This is a genomic window from Aeromonas sp. FDAARGOS 1411 (assembly GCF_019047125.1).
Lineage (GTDB): Bacteria > Pseudomonadota > Gammaproteobacteria > Enterobacterales > Aeromonadaceae > Aeromonas > Aeromonas veronii.
On sequence record NZ_CP077214.1, the window covers coordinates 489315 to 505437 of the forward strand.

The window sequence follows — 16123 nt, forward strand, 5'->3', positions numbered from 1 at the left end:
CACCATGTCACTGGACAAATGGAAGGGACGATCGGCGTTGGTGGTTGATGACTCGCGTTTACAGCGATATGAAGTCACCTGCCTTCTCCAGGAGCTGGGGTTTGAGTCGGTGTACGGTGCAGAAGATGGTCGTGATGCGCTAGCGCAGTTGCAACAGCTCAACCAGATAGATTTGGTGCTCACAGATCTGAACATGCCTGGGATGGATGGTGTTGAACTCATCGCTCAGCTGGAAAAAATAGTGAGTAGCCCGTTGTTTGTTGCTGTTATGAGTGCGGCAGACCGTGATGTCCTTGACGTAATCCACATGATCGCTGATGCCAGTCCATTGGAGGTGATTGCTATATTAGAAAAGCCAGTTACCAAGGATGGATTGTCAGCGATGTTATTACAATCTAATCCCGACATGCACAAACACCAGCGAGCTAAGCATACATTGGAGTTCAGTGAAGGGGATGTCAGACTAGCCTTAGCAAAAGGGGAATTAGTGCCATTTCTTCAGCCTAAAGTGATCATGAGGGATGGCCACTTATTTGGATTTGAAGCGTTGGTACGCTGGTTACATCCCGAACATGGCACCTTACCTCCAGTGAGTTTCGTACATCACCTTGAGCAAGGGGAATTGGCATTACAATTTTTCTACGATTTTTTGAAAGCAAGTTGTGATGCCTTATGCCGCCTCGATGCATTAGCCCCCTCGTTAACATGTTCGATTAATATGCCAGTTGCTTTGTTATTGTCTGACAAGCTGGTCGATAACATGGTTGAGATCGTAGAGAGTACGGGGCTTGTTTGTAGCAAAATAATAATTGAAGTAACTGAAACCACTTTCATGTCAAATCTATCCGCCTCTCTAGGTACGCTAGCTCGCCTTAGATTACGGGGCTTTGGTATAGCAATGGATGACTATGGCACAGGCTATTCATCTATGCAGCAATTATCACGTTGCCCATTTACAGAGATAAAGATTGATAAGGAGTTTGTGCGGGATGCCTATTTGAGCCAAAAAAAATTGGCCATCCTCACATCCGCAATAGCCATGAGCCAAAAATTAGGTCTAAAAACAGTAGCAGAAGGTGTGGAGAGTGAGCAGGACTGGGTTCAGTTAACTCAGTTAGGGTGTGAAATTGCCCAAGGATATTATATCAGTAAACCAGTTCCTATTGATCAAATACCAGCTTGGTATGCCAAATGGTGTGATAGTGAACTGCTGAATAACTAATGCTTAATATATCATTGTACGGCTAGATGAGGTTGACAAGAGTGAGAGAGCAGGTGTGATAATTAAGTAGAGTTAGTAACTAGTGGCACGAGTGACCATGGAATATTGATGAGTAGACTACTAGGTGTAACACTGTAATTTTCATTTAATAGTCAGTGGAGGCCGAGCAATACTGGGCCAAGGAGAAAAGAATGTCACTACCCGATTTCGATTCATTAAAAGCGATGGCTGAACGCAATGAGGGTGAACTTGAGGCACTCCTTAAATCAGAGATTGATATTATTTTACAAGGGCTTCCACCAGAGCAAAGACGTAGGTTATTAGGCTTACAGTTTCAAATAAATTGTCAAAAAGAACTCTCCCATAACCCGATGGATTGCTGTATACGATTGAGTAATATGCTATATCTGTATTATCGACGATTTAGATGGGCTTTAGAAGAGTTTAAGGAGGCTGGAACAGTCCCATCTAGCCTTGATACCAATCAAAAAAAAGGGAGTGTCGTACAGTTGCACTCTTCATTAGAACACGATATCAAGAAATAGTAGCTATTATGCTGTGTGTGATAATACGTTAGGTGATAAATATTTTATTGGCATCTCTCTGTATTTTTCTGTGACGATCTTATCGAAGCAGATAGCGCCAGTTTTTATTGACCTGCCAGATATTTATCATTATTGACGAAGCAATCTGTTCTGCGATTACTGAAATTATTTTGTCCGTAGCAATGTGATTCCTAGATACTCAGTTGTTGAACATTGAACGACATCGTTGTTTAAATAAACCATGCAAGTCATGATGTAATCACTGGTGGCGTTTCACTATCTACTGTAATAGACCGTTAGTACATTAGACATAGAGACACGGAGCATACGTTGGTGGCATAGCCAGCGCCCCACACAACAAGGAGATGTTGATGCAAAGCCCTGTAGTACCTGATAATGAGAGGCTCCGTTTGGATGCTTTGCGCCGTTTGGCGATTTTTGATAGCCCCGCAGAGGAGCGTTTTGATCGGATTACCAGAATGGCTCGCAACATGTTTGATGTGCCTATAGCGTTGATATCATTAGTTGACGAAAACAGGCAGTGGTTCAAATCATGTTGTGGGCTATCTGTTTTAGAGACGCCACGGGAGATTTCCTTCTGTGGGCACGCAATTCTTGGTGAAGAACTGTTTGTCGTCGAAGACGCAGCCCAAGATCCACGATTTTCTGACAATCCCTTAGTCACAGGAGAACCACACATACGCTTCTATGCAGGCCATCCACTAGAAGTGGGTAATGGCCTGAAACTCGGCACATTGTGCATCATAGACTCTAAACCCAGAGTGTTTAGCCCACGAGACCAAGCGTTGTTAGCCGACTTGGCATCCATGGTTGAGAGCGAGCTACGTGCGGTTCAAATGGCAACAATAGATGAGTTAACGGGGATAACTAACCGTAGAGGATTCATGTTGTTAGCTGAGAAAAGTTTGAAATATGCATTTCGTATAAAATCTCCAGCTACATTATTATTTTTAGATCTGAATCACTTCAAGATGATTAACGATAAGTTTGGTCATGATACTGGTGATGATGCCTTGCAACAAATGGCAGAGTTATTATGCCAAGTATTTAGAGATGCTGATATATTTGCTCGTCTTGGTGGGGATGAGTTTGTCGTTCTTTTGCCTAGCACTGATAGAGAACATTGGCAGAGAATTAAAGAAAGGCTGAATAATGTATTGAGTGATTTCAATAAGCATAGTGGTAAGCCATACCAACTTTCATGTTCCTTAGGAATTGTTACTTACGATGCCAGTATACCACCTGATTTAGATAAACTACTCCGGCAAGCAGATGAAGATATGTATGCACGCAAAGTACAGCGATGAGGGGGGCTACGAGCAATAATGGTTATTCAGTCATCGTCGGGGGGGGGGGATGCACACCATTTGGACGGGATGAGACGATCGTCTCTTTTTCCTGTTCGGTGAACTGTTATCCCTTGCGAACGTTACTCAGTGCCCATTAATTGCTCTGTGATTGGATTTCATTTTTAAAATCTGATACTTAACTAGCTATACTAGCCATTATCACTATACAGGGACGTGTAAAAAATGAGCTTGATTGGCTTGGTACTGGCGTTGATCGCCATCCTTGGCGGCAACATTATCGAGGGGGGGCACCCCAGTGCGCTACTCGATCTGCCCGCATTCCTTATCGTAATCGGTGGCACCATAGGTGCTGCGTTGACCCAGTTCCCATTCTCCGTCGTCGGTAAAACCGCCAAACGTTTCAAGTGGCTGCTGACCCCGCTTAAGCTCGACATGCATGAACAGGCCCAGTTACTGGAAACCCTTGCAGGTAATGCCCGCCGCAGCGGCATGCTGGCGCTGGAAGGGATGATCGACGAGATCAAGGATCCCTTCCTCAAGAAAGGGGTGCAGATGATGGTTGACGGTTACGAGAAAACCAAGATTCACGAGGTGCTGGAGAACGAGATTGAGTTCGAGCAGGAAGATCTCGAACAGACGGTCAAATTCTATGAAGCGATGGGTGGCTACTGCCCGACAATGGGGATCGTTGGTGCGGTATTTGGCCTCATCCACGCCATGGGTCTGCTAGATGCCCCCGACAAGCTGGGTGGTGCCATCGCGGTGGCCTTTATCGCCACCATCTATGGGGTATCCGCCGCTAACCTGATCTTCTTGCCGTTTGGCAACCGCTACAAAGGGTTTGCTCACCAGATCCGTCACTACAAAGAGATGACCCTGACTGGCATTCTCTGCATTGTGGATGGCGAGTCACAAGCACGCCTGCAAGTTACCCTTGAACCTTACCTGGGAGGTCACGGTGGCCAAAAAGAAAAAGGCTGAAGCGCCGGAGAACCATGAACGCTGGCTGGTCTCCTATGCCGACTTCATGACCCTGCTGTTTGCCCTGTTTGTGGTGCTCTACTCCTTTGCCATGGCCAAGCAGTCCGAGACCCGAGAGCTGATCCAGGGCTTTATCGAGTCTCTGGGTAAAATCGGCCTCATTTCCCCTCCTGCTGGCTCACCCTTGATGCAGGGGGGCACAGGTATTCTCGAACCGGAATCGAAAACTACCCCAAGTAGCCCGAAAAAAGAGACTGTACTGGAAAAAGATGCCCCCATGGCGGCATCGGATCCCTTCAACGAGACCATAGGTGCCTCGGAAAAACCGAGCGCTACCGAATCATGGCCCCACAAGACCAAGGAGCAGGAGTGGGTGCAGGTGACCAAGCAGAAGCTGGAGCAGCAACTCAAGGCTCAGATCGAATCGAAGGATCTGGAGGTCGAGCAACTCGGCAGTCAGTTGGTGATCCGCATCGGCGAGAAGGCGCTGTTCCCCGCCGATTCGGCATTCCTCCAACCCCAGTTCATCCCGCTGGTCAACAAGATCTCCGGCATTTTGGCCAACATCCCAGGACAGGTGGTGGTCACTGGTCATACCGATAACTCCCAGGCACCAGTGGAGCTCTATCGCAACAACTGGGAGCTCTCGGTGCTGCGGGCCTCCTCCATCGTACAAACCATGCTCAATAACCCCCAGTTGGATGCCAAACGTGTCATTGCACAGGGTGTTGCAGATACCCAACCCCGCTTTGCTAATGACACCACAGAGCATCGTCAGGCGAACCGCCGGGTCGATATCACGCTCTCTCAAGGCAAGGCAGCAGAAGAATCGCTGCAACTGCTCAAGCCCTAGCCATCCCACTCTCGAAACCAGAATGCTATGACAGAAGTAACCGTATGGAGATGGTATTCACCTGACAGTTGCCCACCAAAGGGAGTGGTCATACGGTTTCAAACCGGATAACAAAACGCCCCTACCGTGTTATCTGGAGTCACTATATGCTCACACAGTAGACTCCGCCGCCTCGTGTTCATCAAAAAGCTTAATAACGTCAACAACACACTACTCGGTGGCAGCCGTCAAATCAGAACTATGGGCCAACGGTTTGCTAAACAGATTGCTTGGTTGTAAAGGGAGTCCTTGATTACTCCCTCACCAGGCCAACTGATGGCGCATTAGGAGAAGTGTAGGAGCGGGCTGACCATGATGCTGGATGATGGAAAGGCTATCCCCTACAGCACGTTGAATCGGCTCTGGAATTGATACCAAAGAAAGGGCGCACGAAAGTAGCGTAAACAAGACACCTGTTTGAGATTTGTGTAAGGTGATAACTAGATCAGTACAATCTATATGGGAAACAACGGCACATGTAATAGATAGTATGATCAATATCGAAACCCATACTTGACAGCCCCGCCAATAATCATTCATGTCAGTTATTGATCGTTCGGCAATCCAAAAATGATCCGCTTGTTATTAATGAAAATGATTATCAATCAATGATTGATAATCCGGTATTCATTTGATACATTCATTCCACATCTTAACTGGAGGCATCTAAATGGGGTTTCTAACATTTGAGCAAGGAATCTGACCTATTCCGTAGTGAAGCTATATCTGCAATTCGTGAAACTAAATTTGGCACTGTCCTCTTGCATCAGCCTTGGGGCTATATAGTGGCATCTGGAATTTCAGTCTTAATTGTGCTGTTAATCGTCTCCTTCTCATACTTTGGAGTATATACAAAGAAAACGACTGCCAGAGGTCTGTTAATGCCTGAGCATGGCATTCTAAGACTAACTTCAAGTGCAGCTGGAATATTAACAAGGATAAATGTAGCTGATGAGAGCGAGGTAGAAAAAGGAGAAGCTCTTTTTGTTATCTCTGGTGAGCAGTTTAGTGGCAGTGAAGGAATACGGAAAAAGATATCTGAACAGTATAATAAACGTAAGATTCTTTTGGAGCAAAACAGAATAGCCTCAAACACAAGATTTCATGAGCAGGCTTCAATTACTGAGCGTCGAATGCGTGGTCTTGAATCCGAATTATTAAAACTAGATGAAGAGCTAGTTTTATTTAAAAAACGTATAGAACTCGCACAGGAAAGCATGAAGAGGCAAAAGCAGCTTTTTCATAATAAGGTGATCTCCATATCACAGCTACAGCTCGCAGAATCTGAACTACTAACTTTAAAAGGACAACAACACACACTAGAGCGAACTCACTCAAGTTTAACTAGGGAGCGGTTGGAGTTAATCTCGATTAGAGATGATCTAAAAACCAAAAACGTCATTGAGATAAACGCAATAGATGGTGAGATTGCATCTTTACAGCAAGAAATATCTGAAAACAATGTAAGGTACAGTCAGAGTATAAGAACACCTGTTAGAGGAATTGTCACAGGCGTAACATCTCAGATTGGACAATTTGTAACGGCAGGGACGATATTAGCAAGTATCATACCTAGTAATGCGAAGTTATATGCTCACATTTACATTAGTTCAGACCAGCTCGGTTTTATAAAAAAGGGACAATCGGTAAAATTACGATACTCATCATATCCATATCAAAAATTTGGAATGGGTAATGGTACTGTTATTGACATATCAAGTGTGCCATATGCGGTGCAGGAATTGCCATTACACGTAGCAAATACAATTCAAAGTAGTAATGCTAAAGATGTGGTTTATCGGGTCGTTGTTGCTTTGGATGAGCAATTTATAAATGTGTATGGGAGGAAAGAAACCCTAAAAACAGGGATGTATCTAGAAGCTGACATCCATCAAGATACAAGAAGAATATATGAGTGGGTTATGGAGCCTATTTATAGTATCAAAGGGAAAATATCCTGATTTGGCTTGTATTTAATTTTTTTGATTGGGAGTATATAAATGTGTTGGGGGTTCATAATAGAAGCAATGGCTTTTATTATTGCAATGATATTGCCTGCAATTATATTTTACGGAATTAACTATCTATACTTACGTTACGTAAAAAAGGATATGAAACGAAAAAGAAGCACTCTTTCATTTATTCTTTTTATAGTTGTCCTGATTCCCTTTGCTAACAAGACACACAAGATTGTTTTGGATGTGTTGTCGTTAGCTTTATGCAAAGTTTACTAAGTAATGAAATCTTGGTGCAATAATGCCCACAAAAATAATATCAAAACCATTAACTTTATAATTATCTTTGCTTGAGCTAAAGATCCAAACTGTGATTTTTACTTTCTATCTATTTATACATTAATCGCACGATGAATGGGGGGGGCAGAAGGTACTATCTAATTTAAACATGTATGTTTTATATTTTTAACTTTACTTAAATAATATATTTTGAGGTTTTAGATGAGAGAATTGTCGATTGAAGATCTTGAGTTAGTTAGCGGCGCCATAGGCCCTGCTGGAGCTGCGGTTGGAGGTATTGCTGGCGGTGCTGGATATATAGGTTATGCCGTAGCTACTGGCGAAGGAGACTTGGCTGGTTTTGCCGGAGCTGTAGGAGGTGGGGCCGCAATGGGATTTCTTGGCCCCGCTGGAGGTGGTCTAGCTTTTGGTGCTGAGACTGTACTTGCTACTCAAGTTGGTTTTTATGGTGGTATGGCAACTGGCTATATAGAAGATGCTTTTAACTGGGCTGGCGGTGATTACGCTGGCCAAAATTATCAAAAGTAATTGTTTGGCTGCTGGTGAGTCAATGACTCACCAGCAAATAAAGGGTTTTATCATGAAAATTAACTTCTGCATGACTAAAAAAGAATTCATTGATGTGTATCAAGAACGAAAACCAGTTCTTTTTAAAAAAGTCTTAAATAGTGATGGGTTCAGTTGGGACGATGCAAATGGAATTTATAACCGCAGTGATGTTTCATCCAAGGATTTTAAATTAGCATACAAAGGTATAAGGCCTAAGAGCGACTATGTCGAAACTTATTCAGACATAGGTGTATTGCGACATAGACTCATAAAACCAGCTGTATATGACTACCTGCGGAAAGGAGGAACTCTAATTGCAAATAGGATAATCAATGAGCCAATTGTGAGCATGCTTGCAAGACAGATTGGTGAGTATACTGATCGAGAAGTTGTCAGTAGTGCCTATGTTGCGTTTGGAGAGCAAAGTTCATTTAGAGCACATTGGGATACTCGTGATGTCTTTGCAGTACAACTCATTGGAAGAAAGAGATGGGAAATTTTCGAACCATCTCTTGAAATGCCTTTATATATGCAACAAAGCAAAGACTATGAACACGTATATCCATGTCCAGAAAAACCATGTATGGATTTGATACTTGAGCCTGGTGATATACTTTACATACCGAGAGGGTGGTGGCACAACCCATTGCCACTTGGTGAACCAACGTTTCATCTCGCATTTGGAACATTTCCAACATATGCAATGCAATATCTAGAATGGGCGATGAAGTTAATGCCTAACTACCTTAGTGCAAGAAAGTCACTAATAAAATGGGATGATGATGAACAAACTATTAAACAAATGGGGGAGGACTTTATCAAACTCATAGATAATAAAGACTTGTACGATCAATTTATCATGGAGCACATGAATAGAGTTAGGATCGATTCTCCTTTAGCCATGGAAATCTTCGGGAATAATGAAGGGGTATCTATACCACGAGATTTCTCTCTACACTTGAATACCTCTATTATATACCATAAAGATAGTGAGTTTATTATATCAAATGGTACCAAATTAAACCTGGATACATCGGGAGGAAAGATAATTAAATGCATAATGGATAACCCAGGGATTAGCATTGCTACATTGTGTAAAATGCACCCAGACTTATCAGCTAATAAAATAGACGACCTTATAAACGATTTATGTCGCGAAGATGTTATATCTTACTATAAAAAATGAAAACAGTTCTTCAAACAGAAAAGCACGAGTGCGGCCTAGCATGTTTAGCCATGATAGCAATATATCATGGCCTTCAAACAGACTTGAATTCATTGCGCAGGCGATTTTCTATTTCATCTAGAGGTACTGACTTATCTAAATTAATTTCATATGCTCAAGCAATGAATTTTTCTAGCCGTCCGTTGAGGCTAGAGTTAGAAGAGTTAAACAAACTTAAGGTTCCATGTATCCTACATTGGAACATGAATCACTTTGTCATTTTAGAAAAGGTTGTTGCTAAAAATTTATATATAATCGATCCCGCGCTAGGACGCCGCCGCTTATCCATTTCTGAGGCATCATCTAGCTTTACTGGCGTTGCGTTAGAATTGATGCCTAACCAGAAGTTTGAGCCTCAAGAAATATCTCAGAAGATTAAGTTATCTAGCTTAATCGGTCGTTCTGTCGGCTTGAAACGGTCATTGCTGAACATTTTAGCATTGACGTTCTCATTGGAGATAATATCACTACTAACTCCACAAGTAACACAGTGGATAGTTGATGGGGCTCTTGTCTCATCAGATCATAGTCTTTTACAGTTAGTTGTAATTGGTGGCTGCATACTAACAACAATAGATTTGGTATTTCGAGTAGCTAAAGGTTGGATGGCTTTAAATCTTAACCAGCAATTAATATTGCAGTGGTCTACTAATCTATTAGGCCATTTGGTTAAACTTCCTTGGAGATATTTTGAGAGTCGGCATCTTGGCGATATAGTATCTAGATTCCAATCATTATCATCTATCAGAAATGTGATCGCTAATGGAGCAATCACTGCTGTTCTTGATGGCATTGTAATGATTATTACACTAGGGATGATGATCCTCTATAGCCCACTACTAGCACTGGTTGTGATTACAGCGCTATTTTCATATATATTAATGAGAGCAATGTTTTACTCACCTCTTCGAAGTGCATCAGAAGAGAGAATTGTATTATCAGCTAAAGAACAATCATTCTTTCTAGAAACCATAAGGGCGATTCTTCCACTTAAATTATCCAATGCAACATCCCTGCGTGTGGCAAATTGGCAAAATCTATTGGTTGATGTTCAGAATAGAGATATTAAAACTCAGAAGATACTGCTAATGTTTTCTAGTTTGAATACATTTATCTTTGGTGTTGAGGGTATGGCTATTTTATATATAGGAGGTTCGAACGTAATAAATAGTGAGCTGTCATTAGGCATGTTACTTGCGTTTATTGCTTACAAAAGCCAGTTTACATCTAGGGCTAGCAGGTTAGTCGATTTATTTTATGAAGTTAAAATGCTCTCATTGCATGCAGAACGTCTTGCTGATATTGCTCTAGAGGCGCCTGAAGTTGACCTCGATGGCGAGGTATGTACAGACAATGTTGTACCGACCATCGAGGTTCGAAACGTCTCATTTAGATACTCTGATGCAGACCCGTGGATTTTTAGGGATGTATCCTGCATCATCGAATCTGGTAAATCAGTAGTTATTACAGGGGAATCTGGTTGTGGTAAAAGCACCTTATTAAAATTGTTGTTAGGATTATTATCCCCATCAGAGGGAGAGATTTTAATTGGTGGAGTGCCTATTCGACAATTAGGATGCAGAGCTGTGAGAAACTTGTCAGGTACGGTGATGCAAGATGATTGTTTATTATCAGGTACGATTGGTGAAAACATATGCTCATTCTCTCATGAGCATAACCAACTCAGAGTTGAGCAGGCCGCAAAGATGGCCTGTATACACGACGCGATAGTTAGTATGCCTATGGGGTATCAGACAGTCATATCAGAAATGGGTGCAGGGTTTTCTGGAGGTCAAAGGCAAAGAATATATTTGGCAAGAGCGCTCTATAAAGCTCCCAAAATGTTGTTCCTAGATGAAGCTACCAGTAATTTAGATATGGAGAATGAATTTGACGTTTTGAATGCAGTCTTAAAGTATCCTTGCACAAAAATCATGATATCTCATCGAAAGGATGCGGTTAGATTAGTTGACTACAACCTGCATGTTGAAGGCGGTAAGGTTCATAGAATCTAGGGAGAATATCAAGTCCCAAGTGATAGCGACACTTGGGACTTTCTGGCTGACAGAGGTGTTGTTTCCCAAATCGACCATTAAGCTGCAACTGCTCCAGCCTCTAGTGGCAGCTACACTCGAGGCTTTCTGACCGGTAGGCCAAGGATATTCAGCTTGTTTATGGCGCTTACATACGCCATGACCTCTACGACTTGGCTGTTGTAGTTACGCAGACTGATTTTTCCCGCCAGCAAATGCTTGCACCGATGCATTGCAGTCTCTGCCAGTGAGTGACAGTGATACCCCGATATCTTCTTCCTGTGCGCCAGCCCTTCCTTGCACATCACCAGCAAGGCCTCATTTCTTGGTTTTTTTCAGAGTCCAACGTTCTTGCGAGGCGGGATACAGGCTGTCGCCACTTTATTCGGGATAAGCTGATGGATGGTCTTGCTGTCGTAGGCGCTATCAGCATAAACACGTCCCAGCTTGCGCCGCAGTGGGTTGAGCAAGGTAGCCAACACCTCTGCATCATGGACATTTTCCAAAGACACCTCCGCCCCACGATATCGTGAGTCACCAGGTCTACCGCCAGATGCAACTTGCGCCAGGCTCGCCGTTTCTCGGCACCGTGTCTTCTGACCTTCCATTCGCCTTCACCAAACACCTTCAGCCCGGTTGGGTCGAATAGCCCTTCCTTGTGAGTGCTCGAATGAGAGTCTATGTCATTATTTAGTGAGTTGGTAAAGGTGATTGTTTGCTCAAACTGTGTAATCTAGATGAGTGGTAGGGTATTGGATATCACGTCGTTAAGCTTAATATTCAAAGGTAGACTAAACGGAAAATTATTTGAATCCGATTTGGTAGCTTTGTGGAGGACGAGGATATGATTAGACTATGTGCCGTAGCCCTATTTCTGACTCTAATGGCGCCATCATCTCATGCTCTCACCATTGCTATGGTTTTGTGGCGTGGCGAAACAGCAGCAGAAACAGCATTTCGGGCCGAGTTGAACCGTCTTGGCTACCATCCTAAGATTATAGTTTTTGATGCAAATCAAAACCGAGCAGTTCTTGCTCATATGTTACGCAAGGAAGTTGTACCAAGATTGGATGAGTTCGACTACATCTACACTTTTGGAACTACCGCAACAGCAATGGCAAAGAAGACAATTTATGGCCGCAAACCTTTGGTATTTACTGCTGTCTATGACCCCATTGGTGCTAGTATTTTGTCTGCGGATAAAAATATGAATAGTATGATAGCAGGTACTAGTCATATGGTGCCTATAGCAATGCAGTTGGCCAATGCAAGTAAATATCTATCGACGAAGAAACATATTTTAATTCCATTCAATCCCAGAGAGAAAAATACTCGTTTCATCACTGACATGATAAAGGATGAGGCTGCACGTTACAGTTGGGAGGTCTTTACCTGGCGCATTGCACCGCTTCCTAAAAGGCTCGATAGTGAGCTAAAGCGCCTAAGACAGGATGCTAAGAATGATATCGTTTTTTTGCCATCAGATAGCTATCTACTTTCAGTTGCTCCTCGCTTATTGAATGCGTTAAATGAAGAAGGTATTCCAACAATTTGTAGTGTTGAGTTATTTGTAAAATATGGATGCTCAGTTAGCACCATTAGCAGTTATGATTCTCAGGGGAAGCTGGCAGCAAAAATCATTGATAGCAATCAGAGAGGGATTTTGTTGAAGGATATTCCTCTCCAGATAGATAATGCACCGAGGTTGGTGGTCGGGGAGCGTATGACTCTCCCACAAGCGGTAGATGAATGATATTGTATTAATGTACAGATCTGACACTACCCCAAACCAAAATGCTCAATAACGTCAGCAAAGCTGCACGTTAATCAGCGATAGCGGTCTGCCTTTACGGAATCATCAAACCTATGCAACCAATGGCTGGTTCGACAGGTTGCTTGGTTGCAAAGGGAGCATCGATTAGTCCCACCCAGGCGAGCTCATTGCCCTTTAGAGAATGTGCTGGGGCAGGCAGACCAACAGGGAGGGTCATGCAAGCAGAACCCCTTACAGCATGTTGAATAGGCTCTGGGATTGATGCCAAAGGCAGTGTGCAAAAAAAAGTAGCGTAAATATAAGATATTTGTGTCCAGTTATAACTGGAACTGTAAAAACAATGAAGATGATCGAATCAATTACCCTCTGGAGGTTTAGGCACTTTATCAAGTTGCAATTCATCATCGGTTTCATATTTTTGTAAAAGAGACCGCAGAAGACGGTTCTCCATCTTCAGTGCGGCAATATCGTCTTCTAACTTACTTATTTTAGATTTTGCACATCTTACATAACCTACTTTACTAGGTAGGTTATCTTTTACATGTTGAGCTTCTGCTTCATTTCGTGTGTGGTAGGCAGATACCCAACGATACTCGGCGTTCCTTAATTCAGCAGATGCTTCATTAACATTAAGAGTGGATGTGCTGACACCAAGAAGTCTTGCTAATTCCTTACGCTTTACACCTTTGAATGCTTTAGGGCCCGCTGTCTGTATCCAGTTATAAAAATCAAGCTTAGCGTCACGTTCTGCAATCCATATACGAATGTTATTTGCTATATCTTTTGCTCGTGAAATATTTGATTTAGCCATTCTCATCGCCCCTGAGAATTGATCGTCTCTTGGCTAACAGGTAAAGCTCTGTTCAGTTCAGCTTCGCTCATTCCACGATCCGTTGCATTCTTCTGCCATAAGACAAAGCGATGTAACAAAGCGTTATTTTCACGCTCTAGTCGACGTATTTTACTTTCCAATTCCTCGATACGTTTTGCTGCATGACTTAGTGAGCTTGGCTTTTTAGCCGATGCAGAAATGCCAGTTCTCAGTTCGAGCTTTCGCTCTTGTATTCGGTTAGTTATTCGTGGGAAATTTCGAATTGCTCTGTCTGATGGTGCGTCACCATATTTTGACTTTAGCCTATTAAGTAGCTTAGGTGTTGAGAGAGTTCCTTGTTCTATACTCCAAGTGTCAATCAAATGGAGTAAGTAATCTATGTGTTCTTCTTTCAACCTCATTCTTCATCCTCACTATAATCTGATAGAAATTCATTGAACTTTATTTCAGCTAGGATATTTTTTTTGCTTTCTATGGCCTCAAGCTTTGGTAGCATTCGTGATAAACCAAGGTGCCTAATTGCTTCTGTATGTTTTATTGTTGTTAACTTATTACCGTTCTCAATTTGTTTTGCTAGTTCTTGAGCTTGATATATTAACCCTGATTTTGGGGCTTGCTCGTAAGCCAGCATAACAAGTGCACCATCTTCGAGCGGCGAATCATCTCCTAATATTTTTACCAATCCATCTATGATCTCATGACGAATCTGCAAGCGTTTCAGTCCGAATGAATCGCATTCAGATGCAGCTAAGGCTATTTTATCGCTGACCTCGTTGAGTTCCTCTATCAGTCTTTTAAGCGTTCTCTTATCTCCCTTACAGTGAAGGTTTTCAGGGCACTCAATGCAGTTACATGTTCTAATACAGGGTGATTCACAGTAATTGTGTGTACACATACCTAGCGGTGTTTTAAAAGTAAATCCACCCGTACCCTGAGCTACTAATTCAAATTTGAGACCAAGGTTTTTCCGTGTCATAGGTATCTGGTGGTTAATTCGATCAAGACGCTGTTGTGGTGTTAGCTCCACTTCTTCAAAGTTGCCACCAGTGGATACCATTATTCTTTTTTGTTCAGCTGTTCGATGGTCATACACAGACCCCATTTCTTGACGATGGCTCCACCAGTTTAATTGAAACTCACCCATCCCACCTAATCTTGCCGCAGTGTTGACCATATGTCGGTAAGCATGTGTATTATAGTCATCTGGATTTAAGTTGAGATGCTCATAACCTATTCGTTCAAAAAAACTACGTACATATATATTTGCTCCTGAAGACGCACTTTTTACTTCTTTGGAGCGCAACCAATCTCTAAAATGGGATTTGTTAATTTTTATCGCACAATTCTCTACGGTATCTCTACTCTGATGGGTTTGATGCTTGAGCATTACCATTAATGCTTCAGAGTAACGAACTTTGTTTTGTTCAGAATAAATTGGAAAGTCTGCTGGAATCCACCCACTTCTTAGTGCATGTTGGTATGCGGATGGATTATATTCTGGACACTGTTCATCCCAAGACTTAAATACTTGTCGGGCAGGTTCTGTGACATGCTTAATGCGTTCAATAGCCTCAATGATGGCATGTTCAAACTCGCCATTTACTGTCGATGGGACTAATTTCCAGTGATCCATATCAGTTTTTTTGCATACCAAGTAATACCATAAACTACGGTGTCATCTACTTTTGCTGTCACAAGGCAATTAACTGAAAGTTGTTCGAATAGATCTTGAGAACGAGCTGGAACCATCATTAAGATCGTTAGAGAAGATGATACTATGACGTTTTTGAAATCATTGTCCAATTCAGAGGGATTTTCACCATGTGATAACCAAGGTTGATTACGAAAGTACTCTGCTACTGCCATTACTGCTTCGTAATCAGGAAGCTTATAGCTTTTTTCATCTATTAGTTTTTCCTTGTAGCTATCACTCGACATCTTGTTGCGTACTTTTACTCTTGGATTTATCCATTGTAGAACACTCTGGGATTTAATAATTCCTAGTGATCCAAAGCACTCTACAATAGGTTTTAGATTTTCAAAAAGAGAACTCATGTTCTTCTGTAACGTATTATTGAGATCAATTAATGATATGCTTGTGAAGTCAGCTTCGTTATTCAATGAACGCTCTCTGAGAACATGTTCAAGTGCAAGGTAATCTGAAAGTATAGAATTAACCGCAGCTCTTGAAATACCACCTTTCATGATGTGCATATGTAATATAAGAGACTGAATTAGTTCTCGTGATTCTTTGGAGATAAGATACACATCGTCAGGATTTAGGCTTTTGATAACATCTTTAAATTCATGCTTAATGAATCGACCCGCGCCGTGCCACCGACTTTCGTTCCATACCCATGATTTGGAGGCATCAAATGGGCAAGTTATTGGTTCAGACATCATCCTACGATAGTGTGAGATGAGTCTCTCTATTGCTTGTCGTCCTTCAAGTTGTTCCCTATTAACATAGGCTATAATATTCAT

Annotated in this window: 14 protein-coding genes and 1 pseudogene; 10 read left to right on the plus strand and 5 right to left on the minus strand. The window is 42.2% G+C overall.

Going from position 1 to position 16123, the window contains the following annotated elements:
* Window positions 1–4: 4 nt before the first annotated feature.
* The 9 genes from I6L41_RS02175 to I6L41_RS02215 all read left to right on the plus strand — a co-directional run bounded on the left by I6L41_RS02175 (window position 5) and on the right by I6L41_RS02215 (window position 11015).
* Window positions 5–1222 carry an EAL domain-containing protein gene (locus tag I6L41_RS02175; RefSeq protein WP_216961670.1) on the plus strand — a complete coding sequence of 406 codons (1218 nt, stop codon included), beginning with the start codon at window positions 5–7 and terminating at the stop codon, window positions 1220–1222.
* A gap of 191 nt (window positions 1223–1413) precedes the next feature.
* Window positions 1414–1767, plus strand: a complete 354-nt coding sequence (locus I6L41_RS02180) for a DUF3135 domain-containing protein (RefSeq protein ID WP_216961673.1) — start codon at window positions 1414–1416, stop codon at window positions 1765–1767.
* Window positions 1768–2138: 371 nt separating this feature from the next.
* Complete coding sequence (locus I6L41_RS02185; protein ID WP_216961678.1) at window positions 2139–3095, plus strand: sensor domain-containing diguanylate cyclase; 957 nt, start codon at window positions 2139–2141, stop codon at window positions 3093–3095.
* A gap of 225 nt (window positions 3096–3320) precedes the next feature.
* Window positions 3321–4079 carry a flagellar motor protein gene (locus tag I6L41_RS02190; RefSeq protein ID WP_216961710.1) on the plus strand — a complete coding sequence of 253 codons (759 nt, stop codon included), beginning with the start codon at window positions 3321–3323 and terminating at the stop codon, window positions 4077–4079.
* The gene (locus I6L41_RS02195; RefSeq protein ID WP_216961715.1) at window positions 4057–4932 is read left to right on the plus strand and encodes a flagellar motor protein MotB; all 876 of its coding nucleotides are present in this window, start codon (window positions 4057–4059) and stop codon (window positions 4930–4932) included. Before I6L41_RS02190 ends, I6L41_RS02195 begins: the two co-directional genes overlap by 23 nt.
* A gap of 725 nt (window positions 4933–5657) precedes the next feature.
* Window positions 5658–6932, plus strand: coding sequence for an HlyD family secretion protein (locus tag I6L41_RS02200; RefSeq protein ID WP_216961718.1), 1275 nt, complete (start codon window positions 5658–5660; stop codon window positions 6930–6932).
* Between the two features lie 495 nt (window positions 6933–7427).
* On the plus strand, window positions 7428–7754 hold the full coding sequence (locus I6L41_RS02205) for a hypothetical protein (RefSeq protein ID WP_156128806.1): 327 nt from the start codon (window positions 7428–7430) through the stop codon (window positions 7752–7754).
* A gap of 52 nt (window positions 7755–7806) precedes the next feature.
* Window positions 7807–8961: a cupin domain-containing protein gene (locus tag I6L41_RS02210; RefSeq protein WP_216961722.1), complete on the plus strand. Its 1155-nt coding sequence runs from the start codon at window positions 7807–7809 to the stop codon at window positions 8959–8961.
* A gap of 50 nt (window positions 8962–9011) precedes the next feature.
* On the plus strand, window positions 9012–11015 hold the full coding sequence (locus I6L41_RS02215; RefSeq protein WP_254203376.1) for a peptidase domain-containing ABC transporter: 2004 nt from the start codon (window positions 9012–9014) through the stop codon (window positions 11013–11015).
* 110 nt (window positions 11016–11125) lie between these two features.
* Here the strand turns inward: I6L41_RS02215 and I6L41_RS02220 are convergent.
* Window positions 11126–11670 (minus strand): annotated as a pseudogene (locus tag I6L41_RS02220) (IS5 family transposase); the annotation flags it as partial.
* A 207-nt stretch (window positions 11671–11877) separates the two neighbouring features.
* Here I6L41_RS02220 and I6L41_RS02225 point away from each other — a divergent pair.
* The gene (locus I6L41_RS02225) at window positions 11878–12786 is read left to right on the plus strand and encodes an ABC transporter substrate-binding protein (protein ID WP_216961726.1); all 909 of its coding nucleotides are present in this window, start codon (window positions 11878–11880) and stop codon (window positions 12784–12786) included.
* 376 nt (window positions 12787–13162) lie between these two features.
* Here the strand turns inward: I6L41_RS02225 and I6L41_RS02230 are convergent, their stop codons facing one another.
* Genes I6L41_RS02230 through I6L41_RS02245 form a run of 4 tightly spaced genes read right to left on the minus strand, consistent with a single transcriptional unit; the run spans window position 13163 to window position 16123 of the window.
* On the minus strand, window positions 13163–13618 hold the full coding sequence (locus I6L41_RS02230; RefSeq protein WP_139731803.1) for a hypothetical protein: 456 nt from the start codon (window positions 13616–13618) through the stop codon (window positions 13163–13165).
* 2 nt (window positions 13619–13620) lie between these two features.
* Complete coding sequence (locus I6L41_RS02235; RefSeq protein ID WP_216961730.1) at window positions 13621–14040, minus strand: hypothetical protein; 420 nt, start codon at window positions 14038–14040, stop codon at window positions 13621–13623.
* Complete coding sequence (locus I6L41_RS02240; protein WP_216961733.1) at window positions 14037–15272, minus strand: hypothetical protein; 1236 nt, start codon at window positions 15270–15272, stop codon at window positions 14037–14039. The genes I6L41_RS02235 and I6L41_RS02240 overlap by 4 nt, the downstream gene beginning before the upstream one ends.
* Entirely contained in the window at window positions 15254–16123 is an 870-nt protein-coding gene (locus I6L41_RS02245; RefSeq protein WP_216961735.1) for a hypothetical protein, read from the minus strand. The genes I6L41_RS02240 and I6L41_RS02245 overlap by 19 nt, the downstream gene beginning before the upstream one ends.